This is a genomic window from Paenibacillus sp. FSL P2-0121 (genome assembly GCF_037975345.1).
In the GTDB taxonomy this organism is placed as follows: domain Bacteria; phylum Bacillota; class Bacilli; order Paenibacillales; family Paenibacillaceae; genus Paenibacillus_AQ; species Paenibacillus_AQ odorifer.
The window spans coordinates 5,833,558-5,849,142 of record NZ_CP150245.1; the positions used below are offsets into that span (position 1 = coordinate 5,833,558).

Sequence of the window (15,585 nt, forward strand, 5' to 3'; positions counted from 1 at the left end):
TTGCGCATAGCCAGCTGCCGCGGACACAACCTGCGGCGGTAACGAACGCAGTAACGCAGCAGGGGGATTAGGTTAGGACGCTATCGGACACAGCCGAATCCGCATCAGGTAATTGTACTTTAGCGCTATCGGACACAACCGAATCCACAACGGATGATTATACTTTTGCGCTATCGGACACAACCGAATCCATAACGGATGATTATACTTTTGCACTATCGGACACAACCGAATCTGCAGCGGATGATTATACTTTGGCGCTATCGGACACAGTTGCTCCTATTCGCCGCATTATCACACTTTTAGATTATTAACGGACTCCATAGCAGCTATTGGCATCAAAAGAACCCAATAAGGCTCTATTTCTATACAATAGCGTCACTAGAGTCCGAAACCAGCCTCAAAAGACAACAAACCTGCAAATAACGCCATTTGGGTCCGTAAGTAGTAGCAGATGTTTAGAGTACCAGGCTATCGGACAGAACCGCAGCCACAGCGATTGATTAAACCCGGCGATGCTGACAAGTACCGTTCCCCACCAAAAAAACAGAGCAGCGATCTCCAATAAGGAGATTCGCTGCTCTGCTGTTTTTAAGAGGAATTGCTTAAGGTTCAATCAAATACACGATCATCTGCTGCCGGTTTAGCTAAGGGAGCACCTATAGCAATCCAAGAGATAACCCCATAGAAATGCGGAGTTTCGCGCAACCGCACCACTTGAATCACTGCTTCTCCATTGGCTCTGCTCTTTAAGGAAGCATAGAAGTAAGGCTGATTGGTCATGGCAACAAGCACATAACCCGTATGCCCAAAGCTCTCATCAAACGATACGGTCACCTCTACACTCTCTGCATCCCCATTGAACATAAATGCTGTCATTCCAAACTGCTGTAGTGCTTCTCGCTTCCCAGCTGTCTGAATCGGACTGAAGGACAGATGATCTGTATTTACAGAGTTCGGTGCCAGATGAGTCCCGTTTACTGCACCTGGGGAAATATGATATTCCTGAACACTTTCTTCTTCCAGATGGCGGGCTTGAATCGCAAACGAAGAGATTTTGGATGCTACTACTGCTTCATCCTGAAGCTCTGTTGTCCCTACTGCACCTTCTGTCAGATGAGCGGACTCGATGCTGCCTTCCTTCAGCTTAGCTCCGTTGATACTGCCATCCGGGAGCAGGGCTGAGCTGCGTGTTTCATCCGCAAGATGCTCTAATTTGATGATGCCAGGCTGCAAATGCCGATCTGCCACGATCTTGTCAGCAAGATGCTCTCCGTAAACACTCCATGGTTGTAAATGTGAAGAACTCACGGAGCCTTCAGCGAGTTTTTCTTCCGTAATGCTGCCATCCGGCAACAAATCCGCACTGCGTACCTCTTCTGCCAAATGCTTCAGGGTGATGCTGTCCGATCGAATATGGCGGCCATCCACCGCATCCCCGGCCAAATGACCTCCAGAGACGCTGCCTTGGGCTAAATGGAAAGACTGAATCGTCGCAACTTCAATCTTCTCGCCTGTAATACTGCCTTCCGGCAATAAATCAGCGCTGCGCACTTCTTCTGCCAAATGATTCAGAGTAATGCTTCCAGCACGGATATGGCGGCTATCTACCGCATTCCCCCCTAAGTGTCCCCCATAGACACTGCCAGGAGCCAAATGGTAGGCAGTAATAGATCCACCCTCCAACTTTTTACCGGTAATGCTGCCATCCGGCAGTAACTCGGAGCTGCGTACCTCATCCGCTAGATGTGCTAGCTTGATCTCACCTTTTCCAATATGGAGACCTTCTACTGCAGACGGACTCAAATGAGTTCTATCCACACTTCCAGGCACTAGATGAATTGCTTCTACGGAGGCTTCCGCCAGCTTCTCCCCAGTAATGCTTCCGTCTGGCAGCAGTTCGGAGCTGCGTACCTCATCCGCCAGATGCGCTAGCTTGATCTCACCTTTTCCAATATGGCGTCCTTCTATTGCAGACGGACTCAGATGAGTTCCCTCCACGCTTTCAGGTACAAGGTGATTTGAATTTATGGATGCTTCCGCCAGTTTCTCCCCAGTAATGCTACCGTCTGGCAGCAAATTGGAGCTGCGTGTTTCTTCGGCCAAATGAGCCAGCGTGATCTCACCATATCGGATATGACGTCCTTCTATTGTGTCCGGACTCAAATGACTGCCATCTACGCTTCCAGGCACCAGATGATTAGAATTTACGGATTCTTCCGCCAACTTCTCCCGAGTGATGCTACCGTCTGGCAGCAAGTCAGCGCTACGTGTTTCTTCGGCCAGATGAGCTAACGTAATCTCACCTTTTCCAATATGGCGTCCTTCGACAGAACCTGAGCTTAGATGAACGCCTTCCACACTGCCAGGTACTAGATGATTTGAATTTACGGAAGCATGTGCCAGCTTTACTCCAGAAATACTACCGTCTGGCAGCAATTTAGAGCTACGTGTTTCTTTTGCCAAATGAGCCAGCGTGATCTCACCGTATCGGATATGACGTCCTTCAACTGTGTCTGGGCCTAAATGGCTGCCATCCACACTGCCAGGCACTAGATGTATAGAACTTACGGATTCTTCCGCCAGCTTCTCTCTAGTAATGCTACCGTCTGGCAGCAGATCAGCGCTTCGGGTTTCATCGGCAAGATGAGCTAAGGTAATCTCACCTTTTCCAATATGACGTCCTTCGACGGAACCTGAACTTAGATGTCCGCCTTCCACACTTCCAAACACTAAATGAATAGAATCTACGGATGCTCCCGCCAGCTTCTTCCCGGTAATACTGCCTTCAGGCAGCAAGTCGGAGGTATATGCATCTGCAGCCAGATGAGCAAGCGTGACCTCACCCGGTAGGATATGTCGACCTTCTACAGAACCCGAGTTCAAATGGCTTCCGTTCACACTTCCAGGCAGGAGATGGTTGGAATCTACCGATCCTTCTGCCAGCTTCTCCCCAGTTATGCAGCCGTCTGGCAGCAATTCAGAGCTACGTACCTCTTCCGCCAGATGAGCCAGCGTGATCTCACCCGGTAGGATATGACGGCCTTCAATCGTATCGTTACACAGATGGCTGCCGTCTACACTACCAGGTGAAAGATGCTGAGAATCCACGGCACCTTTTACCAGCTTAGAGCTATTAATACTGCCCTCTTGGATTTGAACTGCAGAAATAGAATTCGGAAGGATATGACCATTCCCGATAGACAACGGCCGGATATGCGCCCCACTGACACTGCCAGGATTCAAATGTCTACTTTGAACAGCACTTTCGCTTATGGTTTTCGAACTTACAGCATTTACCGACAAATGCTCAGCTTGAACTGCTGACGCCGCCAGTTTACTGGATTCTATGCTGCCGTCTGCAAGCTTAGCCGAAGTGACTGCTAAATCACTGATTTTATCCGTTGAGACACTTTCCGGTGAAAGCTTCAACGAGGTTACTGCATGATCGGCCAGATGATGAGGCTGCACGGCTCCTGCTGCCAGGTGAATTTCTCTCACCGCAGCGGAAGCCAGCTTATCTCCTGAAACTGAGCCCGATTGAATCGCAGCGGAAGTCACACTATTTTCACCAAGATGTCTTCGTTCCACGGCTCCCGTGGCCAAATGATCCTTATTTACCACAGCATCCTGCAATACACGGCCGCTCACACTGGCATCCGCCAGATGTTTTTCCTCCACTGTACAAAAAGCGATATGTTCGCCACTGACTACTTCACGCGCAATCGTGCTGCCAATCACTGCACCTGCTGCCAGCTTAGCTGCATTTACACTTCCATCTGCCAACTTGGCTGAAGTAACGCTCTGTGCACGAAGATGCTCCCCACCCACAGATTCTGAAGCCAGCTGTTCTCCAGTCACAGCACCGGAAGATAAATGTTGAGTCTGAATAGCTTCTTCCTTGAGCTGCTCCGAGCCGACCGCTTCCGCAGCTATATGCGAATGATTCACTGCTTCGCGTTCCAGATGAATAGAAGTTATGGCTTGCATAGCAATTTGCGGTCCGCGGATGGCGGATTTAGCAATATGTCTTGTGGTCACTGCTTCGTCTGCCAGCTTATGTGGGAGAATGCTTTGGTCAGCAATTTTGGACGAGGTTACCGCTTGCTCCACTAGCTGCGCAGTCCCTACTGCACCCTCAGCCAGCTTTAAAAAAGAGATGCTGCGGTCAGCCAAATGCCGACTTGATATTTCGCCATCACCGATATGATTACCATTCACACTTTCTGGGCTTAAATGTACGCTTCTTACGACATCTGCACCAAGTTGCTTAGAACCTATAGCTCCATCAGCTAAATGCCCGCCTTCGATAATACCCGACTGCAGCTGTTCCTTACCGATCAATTTGCTGGCAAGCTGATCAGAACCAATCGCTCCCGGGGCCAGATGTCTGGCGGTTATCAAAGCGTCGCTAAGATGGCGGCCTTCAATGACAGCATCCGCTAGCTTTGAGCTGCTGATTTCACCATCAGCTATTTTATCGCCAGATACCGCTGCATCGGCCAGCTTGGAACGGTCAACACTGCCGTTTGCCAGGTGGCGGCTTGTGATGCTGCTGCTTCCTATTTTGTCACTAGTAACGGCTCCATCTTCCAGTAAATCCGCAGTAATAATCAAATCGCTTAAATGGCGGCTCTCAATAGCTTTATCTGCAATTTGACCGCCGCCTATAATCCGATCAGCCAGCTTCTCTGGACTAATACTGCCATTTTTCAGCTTCTCTCCACTGATCGAATGATCCAGCAGCTTACCGCCACTAACGCTTCCTTCTGCTAAATGCTCGCCCACTATCGATTCTGGTGCGATTTTTGCAGAAGTGACTGCCTTGTCCGCGATATTGATACTCTGTACAGCGTAATCTTGCAGCCAAGGTGTACCAATAATGCCGAACTTTAGCTTAGAACCGTCAATGGTACGTGGAGCGATTTTGGCTCCGGTCACCGCTGCATCCGAAAGATCATCTGTATAAACGGGCTGATAACGTTCTTTCTCTGGAGGAGCGAACCATACGGTTTCAGGAAGATTATCCGCCTGTTTCTGAAGCTGCGCTTCCTCTATAAGCTCCGGCTCCAATTGTAGAACTGGAGCAGAAGTTGGCTCCTCTAGAACGACTTCAGCTATTGCTCCCCCACTTACCTGAACTTCCGCGATCTCTGCTTCACTGACTCCGTCACTGTTATTCCCCGAGCTTCTAGAGCTGCTTTTGGTATCCAGCATACTCAGTTCCTCTTTATTGGGATTATCTACAAAATAGAGTCGTTTCTGTGGACTGCGCGGCTGCTTTTTTTTGGAACCCCTCACAAGCAGTCTCCTCCTTCCATCTAATGTTTCTCCTAGGCATCATATGCAGCGGTATGGGCTTATGACACCCTTTTGCGATGAGGCCTTCATAAGATTATGTATAAAAAAAGGCATCTGCCTTCGCGCATTCGTCCACCCTGACACGCGGGTACAAACATACTATGACAAGAGTAGAAAAAGCAGGGATCATGTAACCGATGAAACAGGAGGAACAAACATGGGGCATAAGCTCGTTGGAATATTACTAAATGCCGATATGCACCGGGGCGTTCCCCGGCTAAAAACAGGACAGGAGTCTCTATCCAACTATGAAGAGGCCGCGGCGGCATACGGTTTAGTCCCTTGCTTCCTGAAGCTCGCGGACATCGATACGGACACAGGCTTTAGTGCCGCCTATATAAAGGGAGCTAATGGATATAAAAGCGTAGTTGTTCCTACGCCTGCTGTTATCCATAACCGGGCAATATACAGCAAAAACAGCCCTGGAATGCAGCGTCTGCTGAAGCACTATCCCCTGATTTTCAATACATGTAATCGATACGGCAAAGATGAGATCCATCAGCTGCTTGAAAAAAATACGGAGCTTCGCGAATATTTACCCGTAACAACGAGAGTCTCAGGCCTAAAAGAAATGATGAATCTTTATCCCGATCTCATTCTTAAACCTTGCCGGGGAAGTATAGGGAATGGGGTCATGCGGCTGGTCCGCAAGGGAGCTCAGCGTTGGACCTTGAGCTACCTCTCCCCTTCGATGCAGCGCTGGAGAAGTATTCCCGTCAATCAGGCGGCGTTGCCACAAGCGCTCCGCGCACGCCTAACCTCCGTGCCTTATCTTGTACAAGAACGTATTCCCCTTGCTGAGATTGGAGGACGTCCCTTTGATCTACGCGTCACCGTTCAGCGCGGCTGGGGAGGAGATTGGCAGGTCACTGGGCTCTTCGCCAAACTGGCTGCCCCAGGGGGCTTTGTCTCCAATATAGCCCGCGGAGGAGAAGCGTTAAGCTCCTCCCTCGCGCTCGAAAAGGCCTTTTCAAGATCCACAGCGGCCCACATCCGTATGTCTGTCGAAATACTTAGCCTTGCAATCGCACGGTGTCTGGAGCAAGACCTTCCCGGACTGGCCGATATCGGACTGGATATAGGCATTACTAAGGACGGACGACTCTTCTTCATAGAGTGTAACGGTCGTGACCAACGCTACGGATTTCATAAAGCCGGCCTTACGGAAATTTGGAAAGACAGCTATCGCAGACCTATGGGATACGCGCGTTTTTTAATAGAAACGAACAGTACGGTATATAACAGTTATTGATTTGTCTCCTATTCTATGTCAATATAATGCAGAGCAGAGACGACCCGTATACAACCGTACTGCTGCATTATGGAAGGGAGATGGGCATGGTAAAACAATTGCTACGGCTGATGACCGAGCTATCCTCACACCGGTGGCTTTCACGGTTAATGGGATCTTTTTCTCATAGTAGAATCAGCCGTTTTCTTATCCCGGCATTTATTAAGACTTATCAAATCCCCTCCGCTCAAGCGGAGAAAAATCCTGGAGAATATCTCACTCTTAATGAGTTTTTCAGCCGCCGGCTGAAGCCGGGCATGCGGCCTATTGCAACCGACGCTGACGCTTTGGTTAGTCCCGTAGACGCAACGATTACTGCTATGGGTGACATTAACGCCGGTACGATTATGAATGTAAAAGGGCAGGATTATAAGATCGAGGATCTCCTTAATCACTCCCCGCATCTGGAGCTGTACAAGAAGGGTTTTTTCTTCGTTCTTTATTTGAGTCCTACCGATTATCACCGGATTCACTCTCCCCTTACTGGACAAAAGGTGGAGAGCGATTATATTCGCGGACGGGCCTATCCTGTCAACGATTTCGGAATGCGACATATGAAGGGTGTCCTGAACCGCAACGAACGTCTCATTACGTATATTGCCGGGAGTCACGGAGAAACCGCGGTAGTAAAGGTAGGCGCAATGAACGTCAGCAGTATTCGTTATACGGATGATACCGCTGCCGAGTGGCAAATAGGCGATGATCTGGCTTATTTTGAGTTTGGCTCCACCGTAGTGCTGCTCACGGAAAGCGGTACCTTTACCCCGAGACCCAAGCTTGAGGTCAACTCAAAGGTAAAAATGGGCGAACTACTGGGAACGTTGCATCGACCTTTGTAGGGAGATTTAGGCGAATTTCAAAAAAAATTAGAGGGTGCCTCAAAAGCCATGAAATGGCTGCTGGGGTGCCCTCTAATTTTTGGGACTTAGTGTGGAGCACAGTTGCGGAGGCGAACGCTCTAGCTATCGTCTAACCATCGTGTACCAATCGTCCAGCTATCATCTACCTATCGCTAGCCAACGTATACATATCGTCTAACCAACGTACACCTATCGCTAGCTATCGGACCCAGCTGACCTTATACGCGGATTTTTGACACATTTGCGATTCTATCGGACTCCACCGCAGCTATTGGCATGAAAAACACCCTATTTGCGCTAGATCTTAGGCAATAGCGGCGCTGGAGTCCGAAACTCCGCCCAAATGGCGATAAATGAGCAGATAGCGGCGGCTGAGTCCGTAAGCATTTGCAGAGCGTTGGTCGAGGTTGGTCGAAAGTTAGTTAAGGGCTGGTCGAGTGTTAGTGGAGGGCTGGTCGAGCGTTGGTCGAGAATCAACGGAAAGTTGGTGAAAGGTTAGCCTCAGCGCTATCGGACCCAGATGACCTTATACGCGGCTTTTTCACACATTTGCAATTCTATCGGACTCCACCGCAGCTATTGGCATGAAAAACACCCTATTTGTGCGAGATCTTAGGCAATAGCGGCGCTGGAGTCCGAAACTCCGCCCAAATGGCGATAAATGAGCAAATAGCGGCTGCTGAGTCCGTAAGCATTTGCAGAGCGTAGGTGGAGGTTGGTCGAGTGTTAGTGTAGGCTAGTCGAGTGTTAGTGGAGGGCTGGTTGAGGGCTGGTTGAGGGCTGGTCGAGAGCTGGTGGAAGGTGTGCGCTCGCCGCTATCGGACCCAGCTGACCTTATACGCGGATTTTTGACACATTTGCGATTCTATCGGACTCCACCGCAGCTATTGGCATGAAAAACACCCTATTTGCGCTAGATCTTAGGCAATAGCGGCGCTGGAGTCCGAAAATCCGCTCAAATGGCGATAAATGGGCAAATAGCGGCTGCTGAGTCCGTAAGCATTTGCAGAGCGTTGGTGGAGGTTGGTCGAAAGTTAGTTAAGGGCTGGCCGAGAGTAAGTTGAGGGTTAGTCGAGCGTTAGTGGAGGGCTAGTCGAGCGTTAGTGGAGGGCTAGTCGAGCGTTAGTTAAGGACTAGTCGAGCGTTAGTTAAGGACTAGTCGAGCGTTAGTTAAGGACTAGTCGAGCGTTAGTTAAGGACTAGTCGAGCGTTAGTTAAGGACTAGTCGAGCGTTAGTGGAGGGCTAGTCGAGCGTTAGTGGAGGGCTGGTCGAGCGGTAGTGGAGGGCTGGTCGAGCGGTAGTGGAGGGCTGGTCGAGCGGTAGTGGAGGGCTGGTCGAGCGTTGGTCGAGAATCAACGGAAAGTTGGTGAAAGGTTAGCATTCAACGCCATCGGACCCAACTGACCTTAAACGCGCCATTTTCGCACATTTAATTGGTCACAAACACACTAATAACAAAAAGGACAGCCCCAAGGCTGTCCTTTTATCTTTTCATGTAACCCACCTATTACACCTGTTGCGCCTATTTAACCTATTAAACCTGTTATGCTTATTCAACCTGCTACGCCCTAATATGCTTATTACACCTAATACGCCTGTTACGCTTATATAACCTATTACACCTGTTGCGCTTATTTAACCTTTACGCCCCGTTTTGCTTATTACTGTACACCCGTCATACTCAATACACCTGGTACGCCTATACGCTTATTACACGCCAATTACACATGTCCCTGCTTAGCAACATCAAGCGCCTTGGCCGCTACCTGTTCCGGATCGCCTAGATAAAAGCGACTGATAGGATTCATGTCCTCATCCAGTTTGTACACGAGTGGTACTCCAGTAGGGATATTGAGCTCCAGTAATGCCGCTTCATCAATATCCTCCATAAATTTAATCAATGCACGCAGCGTATTGCCGTGGGCTGAGATAAGCACCCGTTCTTTTTTACGCAAAAGAGGTACGATCCGGTTTCCCCAGAAATCGCCTACACGATGTACAGTGTCCTCCAGGCTCTCTCCACGCGGGATATCTCCCGGACGAACACTGCTGTAGCGAATATCGTTTCTGGCATATCTAGGATCATCAAGCTCCAGCAACGGGGGTCTCACCGATAAACTCCGCCGCCAGATATGCAGCTGCTCATCTCCATATTTTAGTGCTGTCTCGCTTTTACTTAATCCCTGCAATGCCCCGTAATGGCGCTCATTCAATTTCCAAGACTTTTGCACGGGAATCCACAGCAAATCCATCTCATCCAGTACATAGTTAAGAGTTTTAATCGAGCGTCTGAGTACCGAAGCAAAAGCCAGATCAAATGTATACCCAGCGTCCTTCAACAGCTTACCAGCAGTCTTTGCCTCTTGGATACCCTTCTCAGTTAAATCCGGGTCACTCCAGCCTGTGAACAAATTCTGTACATTGTACTGGCTCTCACCATGACGTATAAGTACGATTTCGTACATTTTCTCTCTCTCCTTCCAACTATGAACCTTATATATTCTACCGACGAACAACATTATGCGAAACGTATCGCAGAAAGCTCTCACCTTAGTAATAACCCAATCGTAGAAATAAATATCTACCGCTACCTCATAGTTAGGCCAATTAAACATCCTCAAAGGTACGTGAATGAGGCGTGCATGGAGCGTGAATGGTGTGTGGATATTGCGGTAAATGAGCGTACGCTTCATTGCAGAATGTGCAACAGAAAATCTTAACTATCACTTGAAGATACATTACATTGTACTTCGTGCAATAGATTATCGTGATAATCTCTAGAAAGGCTGTTTCTCCTGAATTTGAATGTAAGATGTGCTTCAGAATTCAAATTCGACTGCTATTAGAGTCAATCTATTGTACAAAATACAACGTGAGGCACGATGAAATGCCCATCAGTTACTCTAATCTTCGACTTAAGTTCATTATATATATCATTTTCTAACAACACAAAAAAACCGGATGCCTCACGGCCCCGGCTATTTATATTTTTAGTCATATCATGCGATTCTATGCTTGCTTGTTCAATTAGAACCAGCTATCCACGACAAAAGCATTCGCCTGCTTTAACCGTTTTAAGCGGTTTCTAAAAATACCTCCGCCTCCACTCTTACAATCCGTGTTGCAAATTCTGCGTCTGATGATCATGCCAAGAGTCTCCTTCCAAGAAGTTATGTAAATTCTCTGTAAACTAAACTGCAAAGTATTTACCCTTGGTTGAACAAACTGAAACAAAAAAAGTGAATCAGCGGATCTCAGATGGACTTTTTCCGGTATATTGCTTGAACTGGCGGCTGAAAAAGAAAATGTCACGATACCCAAGCGCATCTGCTACCTCAGTAACATTCATTCCCGCGTACAGCAGTAAATGCTGAGCACGCTCAATCCGGGCTCGGATGACATAAGACTGCACAGAAGAACCCGTAAGCTCCTTGAACTTAATTGAAAAATACCGCGGTGAAAGCCCCGCACGAGCAGCAAGATCCTCTACACGATGTGCAATCCCCGGATGCTGGCTCACATAGTTCGCTATTTCGTGAATGATTTCTGTCAAATGGTTGCTAACATAACGTTCTACTGGCTTCACACGGTCCTCCCTCAGCAGATGAATCATCAGCTGCTTCAGTACAAGCTGCCCTTCTTCCTCAGCGGCGTAAGTATCCACCAGAAATAGTCGAACGTACCGAGCAAGCAGATGTTCAAATTCAACGGTTTCTGTAAGCTCACGATAGGGCAGCGGAATATCCGTCACCTCTTCGGAGACATCAAAATGAATATATGTAAGTACAAGTGGCTTTTGCGGATTATGTGTAGCACTTGTATGGTCACCCGGACGAAAAAGGAAGCAGCTTCCCTTGCCTACTTGAAAGGGTTCATCGTTACGCACAACCGTCCCTTCCCCGCTCCATACATAAAATAAATCATAATTTTGCAGCGACTTCTCTCTTTTTTGCCATTTCCAGCCCGGCTCGCATACAATCTTAGCCAGAGCCGGCAAAATAACAAAAGAGGACGGCGATGCATGCAGCATAACGTTCCCTCCTAAAAGTTTTGTTAGCATAACCTACTTTAAACTTCTTCGCAAAACTTGCTTCGTAAGCATTTCACTTTGTTTTGTGAGCAAACCTACTTTAAACCTCTTCGCAAAACTTGCTTCGTAAGCATTCGCTTTGTTTTGTTAGCAAAACCCACCTCGTAAGCATCCGCTTTGTTTTGTTAGCAAATCTGCTCTTTCTGACTTCGCAGTGTCTATATAGTTTTGTTTAGCTTAATCTACTCCGAGTTTCTTCGTCAAAATTCTTAAGCATTCGGTTAGTTTTGCATTTCATCTTCTTTATCATACCTTGTCATGTTGCATTTTGTACATCTTCCCACGCCAGATGCAGGCTTGTTATCCCTTCCTCCAGCTCCGCGGCATTCAGATGGGCAAAAGAAAAACAAGCGGCCGGCGCTCCCGGTGATAGCTGATATAACGCGGCATCTCTAAAATCCGTGCCGCGCCTAAGCGCTGCCGCTCGGAAAGCAACAAACTCTTCGCTGCTGCGCAGCCAGCGGGCATATACATGCAAGCCCGCATCACCAGGCAGCAGCTCGAAGAGCTCCTTAAGCCGTTCCGACAGCAGCGTCCTGAGGATGCGTCCGCGTTCACCATAGATGCGTGTCATCCGGCGCAGATGACGGCCATAGCCGCCTGTATTCATGAACCGCGCCAAGGCTCGCTGCTCCAGCAGCCCTACCGGCAAGGGCTCATATAGTGCCTTGGCGGCGATAGTCGGCTTTACTAAAGGGGGCGGAAGCACTGCAAAGCCGAGCCGCAGGCCTGAAAACATCGTGTTTGAAAAGGAGCCCACATATACGACCCGCTCTTCACGATCCAGTGCTTTTAAGGGCTCGATAGGACGCCCAGCCCAACGGAACTCACTGTCATAATCATCTTCAATGATTACTGCATGATGCCGCTGCGCCCATTCCAACAAGGTTCGGCGTCGTTCCAAAGGCAGTACCACACCCGTAGGAAATTGACGGCTCGGCGTAACAAACAACAGCCGGGCATCCCAATCCTCCGGAATAAGACCGTTGCCATCCAGCTCCCCTGCCAGCAATCGGCCTCCGGTGATCTCTACGGCTCGGCGAATCCCGTGAAAGCCCGGGTTCTCAACGACCGCTGAGCCTTCTGCATCCAGCAGCAGCTGCGTCAAAATAACGATGCCTTGCATCGAGCCGCTGAACAATACGATATGCTCTGCATCCGCGCGAATCCCGCGGGTAATCCGCAGATGTGCAGCGATAGCTTTCCGAAGTCCTTCATCGCCTTGAGGTGGACAAGTGCTTTGCAGCAATCCACCTTCCTTCCCTCCGGCATAAGAGAGCGCACTACGCCATTCGGAGTAAGGAAAATGTTCCATCCGCATACCACTACTCTGGAAGCTCACTACTTTCTTGTTACTCTTTCCATAGAAGGGTATCGGGCGCGCAAGCAGCCGCTTTCCCCATGCCGAGATTGGAATCGTAGTCTCGCTTGCACAATCTCCTCCAGCAGCATCTGCGTCTTCACCCAAAGCCCGGTTCTCACCGTCACTGCGACTGGCAGCTGAAGCAAAGCTATCTTCCGATACGAATGTCCCCCGCCCCGTTTCAGTCCTTACATAACCATCAGCGAGCAACATTTCATACACCTGCGAGACCGATCCGCGCGACAGCTCATAGTGCTTAGCAAGACTTCGTGTAGACGGCAGCGGAGTGCCTCCCGGAAATGTTCCTTCCAATATTCCTGCGCGGAGCGCGTGATATAACGCTAAATATTTGTAGCGGTGTATCGCCAGATATTGATCGTATGCCAGCGTGATATTCATCGTTATCCTCCTTGACCAGCAAGTGGTCCATTAAAAACTATCTTAATTGGTCCTTTTTAATTGTCAACCACTCTACTATTCTTTAAAGAACATTTACATTGGAGCAGACGCTCTAGACTAAAAAGAAAGAGGACGTGATCCCTATGCGCAGAAAAGAATTTAAAGTAGATCAGGAGGAAGATTTGGTCTCTTTTCTTAACGGAATGAGTTTTGGTTTTCTCGGTACAAGCGATGAACAGGGGCAACCGCGGGTGACACCGCTGAATTTTGTATATACAGATGGTTGTTTCTATTTCCATGGCAGTCATGCTGGTGGCAAAATGAAGTCGATCCGCAATCAGCAGAAGGTCTGCTTTACGGTAGCGGATGAGTATGCCCTTATCCCGTCTTATTTTAGCGATCCCGAGCTGGCCTGCCCAGCAACCGCCTATTTTAAAAGTGTGACCGCCTACGGCACAGCCGAACCTGTTGAAGACATTAGTGAAAAAGCCAGTGTACTCTCCTTATTTATGAAAAAGCTCCAGCCCGAGGGGGGTTATGATTCCATCGATGCAGAGGACCCTAAATATCGTCCCCGTCTAAAGGGTGTTGCCGTTGTGCGCATTACCCCCGATGAGATCACTGCGAAGTTTAAGTTTGGGCAAAACCTAAAAGAAGAAGAGCGCTCCGGCATCATTTCCGGCCTGTCTGAAAGAAATAATCCGCGTGATGAAGAAACGATAGAAATGATGAAAAAATACTGCCCTTTCCACGCCGAATGATATTTTTTAAAAATCGTATCTTTCCAAGTGACGGTTGCAATTGGCGGTGATATAATGTTAGGCAATGTTAACAGTATGTTATCCCCAAAGAACCCTGGAAGGATGAAACTGATGAATCCACTAGCTGGACAATTAAACGAAAGTATCAAAGCAGGAAATGAACATGTGTATGATATGCTCTCTACGCTTGGCAAAGAGATTTACTTCCCAAAAGAGGGCATCCTGAGCCAATCCGCTGAAGCAGGAGCTCACGCCAAGAAATACAACGCAACCATCGGTATTGCTACTGAAGGTGGCGTACCTATGCACCTCGGCGTCATTCAGGATAAACTCTCCGCTTACAGTCCTAAGGATCTTTATAGTTACGCCCCTCCGGCAGGTAAACCAGAGCTGCGTACTGTATGGCGTGAAAAGATGCTGCGCGAAAATCCATCGCTAGAAGGTAAAACCATCAGCAATCCCGTTGTAACCAATGCCCTGACTCACGGGCTTAGCATTGTCGCTGACCTCTTCGCAGAGCCAGGTGACGCGATTATCTACCCGGACAAGAACTGGGAGAACTACGAATTAACCTTCGGAATCCGCCGCCATGGGGAGACCGTTAACTATCCGCTGTTCACAGAAGAAATGACGTTTAACAGTGCAGGTCTGGAAGACGCGCTGCTTGCTCAAAAAGAACGCGGCAAAGCGATTGTGCTGCTGAACTTCCCTAACAATCCTACCGGATATACTCCAGGGATTAAGGAAGGCGATGAGATCGTTGCAGCTATCCTTCGTGCGGCTGAGGAAGGCATCAACGTTGTTGTTGTAAGTGATGATGCATACTTCGGGTTATTCTTTGAGGATTCACTTAAAGAATCGCTGTTTGGCAAACTGGCTCATCTGCATCCTCGTGTGCTTCCAATCAAGATTGACGGTGCGACCAAAGAAGAATTTGTCTGGGGCTTCCGTGTGGGTTTCATCACTTATGCCTCGGAGGACAAAGACCTGCTGGCAGCATTGGAGCAAAAAACACTAGGCATCATCCGTGCCACCATTTCCAGCGGTGCGCATCCTTCGCAGACCTTCGTACTAGACGCCTTGAAATCTCCGGAATTCGAAGCACAGAAGGAAGAGAAGTTCCAGATCATGAAAGGCCGTGCGAATAAAGTAAAAGCACTGCTGGATAGCGGCAAATACGGCGAGGATGTGTGGACGTATTATCCTTTTAACTCCGGTTACTTTATGTGTCTGAAGCTGCACACAGTTGCGGCTGAAGATCTCCGGCTTCACCTGATTCATAATTACGGACTAGGCACTATTGCTTTGGGTGAAACTGACCTACGTATTGCTTTCTCATGTATCGAAGAGGAACAGCTCGAAGATCTTTTCGATCTTGTATACGCAGGTGTTCGCGATTTAGAAAAAGCCTAACTGAACTTTATATAGCTTACAATCAGCTCCGTTTTCACGGAGCTGA

Annotated in this window: 9 protein-coding genes; 4 read left to right on the plus strand and 5 right to left on the minus strand. The window is 48.6% G+C overall.

The window, feature by feature from the left end:
• Nucleotides 1-400: 400 nt before the first annotated feature.
• Both MKY54_RS25750 and MKY54_RS25755 read right to left on the minus strand, forming a co-directional pair.
• On the minus strand, nt 401-616 hold the full coding sequence (locus tag MKY54_RS25750; protein WP_139330224.1) for a hypothetical protein: 216 nt from the start codon (nt 614-616) through the stop codon (nt 401-403).
• Nucleotides 613-5,301, minus strand: coding sequence for a WIAG-tail domain (locus MKY54_RS25755; protein WP_339188387.1), 4,689 nt, complete (start codon nt 5,299-5,301; stop codon nt 613-615). Before MKY54_RS25755 ends, MKY54_RS25750 begins: the two co-directional genes overlap by 4 nt.
• A 217-nt stretch (nt 5,302-5,518) precedes the next feature.
• Between MKY54_RS25755 and MKY54_RS25760 the strand changes: the two genes are divergently transcribed.
• A complete protein-coding gene (locus tag MKY54_RS25760) occupies nt 5,519-6,613 on the plus strand; it encodes a YheC/YheD family protein (protein ID WP_076219591.1) in 1,095 nt (364 codons plus the stop codon).
• Between the two features lie 86 nt (nt 6,614-6,699).
• Nucleotides 6,700-7,491 (plus strand): archaetidylserine decarboxylase, encoded by a 792-nt coding sequence (gene asd / locus MKY54_RS25765; protein ID WP_076130450.1) that lies wholly within the window; start codon nt 6,700-6,702, stop codon nt 7,489-7,491.
• A 1,743-nt stretch (nt 7,492-9,234) separates the two neighbouring features.
• On the opposite strand, the gene gpmA is transcribed toward asd, so the two are convergent.
• The 3 genes from gpmA to MKY54_RS25780 form a co-directional block, all read right to left on the minus strand.
• Nucleotides 9,235-9,978 (minus strand): 2,3-diphosphoglycerate-dependent phosphoglycerate mutase, encoded by a 744-nt coding sequence (gpmA, locus tag MKY54_RS25770; protein WP_076141983.1) that lies wholly within the window; start codon nt 9,976-9,978, stop codon nt 9,235-9,237.
• A gap of 779 nt (nt 9,979-10,757) precedes the next feature.
• Nucleotides 10,758-11,543 carry an AraC family transcriptional regulator gene (locus tag MKY54_RS25775; RefSeq protein WP_036679782.1) on the minus strand — a complete coding sequence of 262 codons (786 nt, stop codon included), beginning with the start codon at nt 11,541-11,543 and terminating at the stop codon, nt 10,758-10,760.
• Nucleotides 11,544-11,859: 316 nt separating this feature from the next.
• Entirely contained in the window at nt 11,860-13,365 is a 1,506-nt protein-coding gene (locus MKY54_RS25780) for a PLP-dependent aminotransferase family protein (RefSeq protein WP_339188390.1), read from the minus strand.
• 143 nt (nt 13,366-13,508) lie between these two features.
• Here MKY54_RS25780 and MKY54_RS25785 point away from each other — a divergent pair, with 143 nt between their 5' ends.
• Nucleotides 13,509-14,126 (plus strand): pyridoxamine 5'-phosphate oxidase family protein, encoded by a 618-nt coding sequence (locus MKY54_RS25785; RefSeq protein WP_339188393.1) that lies wholly within the window; start codon nt 13,509-13,511, stop codon nt 14,124-14,126.
• Between the two features lie 111 nt (nt 14,127-14,237).
• Nucleotides 14,238-15,539: an aminotransferase class I/II-fold pyridoxal phosphate-dependent enzyme gene (locus tag MKY54_RS25790; RefSeq protein WP_036679816.1), complete on the plus strand. Its 1,302-nt coding sequence runs from the start codon at nt 14,238-14,240 to the stop codon at nt 15,537-15,539.
• Nucleotides 15,540-15,585 lie beyond the last annotated feature (46 nt).

Coding starts and splice junctions, on each gene's coding strand:
- MKY54_RS25760 (WP_076219591.1), top strand. CDS start 5,519: ATGGGGCATAAGCTCGTTGGAATATTACTAAATGCCGATATGCACCGG.
- asd (WP_076130450.1), top strand. CDS start 6,700: ATGGTAAAACAATTGCTACGGCTGATGACCGAGCTATCCTCACACCGG.
- gpmA (WP_076141983.1), bottom strand. CDS start 9,978: ATGTACGAAATCGTACTTATACGTCATGGTGAGAGCCAGTACAATGTA.
- MKY54_RS25775 (WP_036679782.1), bottom strand. CDS start 11,543: ATGCTGCATGCATCGCCGTCCTCTTTTGTTATTTTGCCGGCTCTGGCT.
- MKY54_RS25780 (WP_339188390.1), bottom strand. CDS start 13,365: ATGAATATCACGCTGGCATACGATCAATATCTGGCGATACACCGCTAC.
- MKY54_RS25785 (WP_339188393.1), top strand. CDS start 13,509: ATGCGCAGAAAAGAATTTAAAGTAGATCAGGAGGAAGATTTGGTCTCT.
- MKY54_RS25790 (WP_036679816.1), top strand. CDS start 14,238: ATGAATCCACTAGCTGGACAATTAAACGAAAGTATCAAAGCAGGAAAT.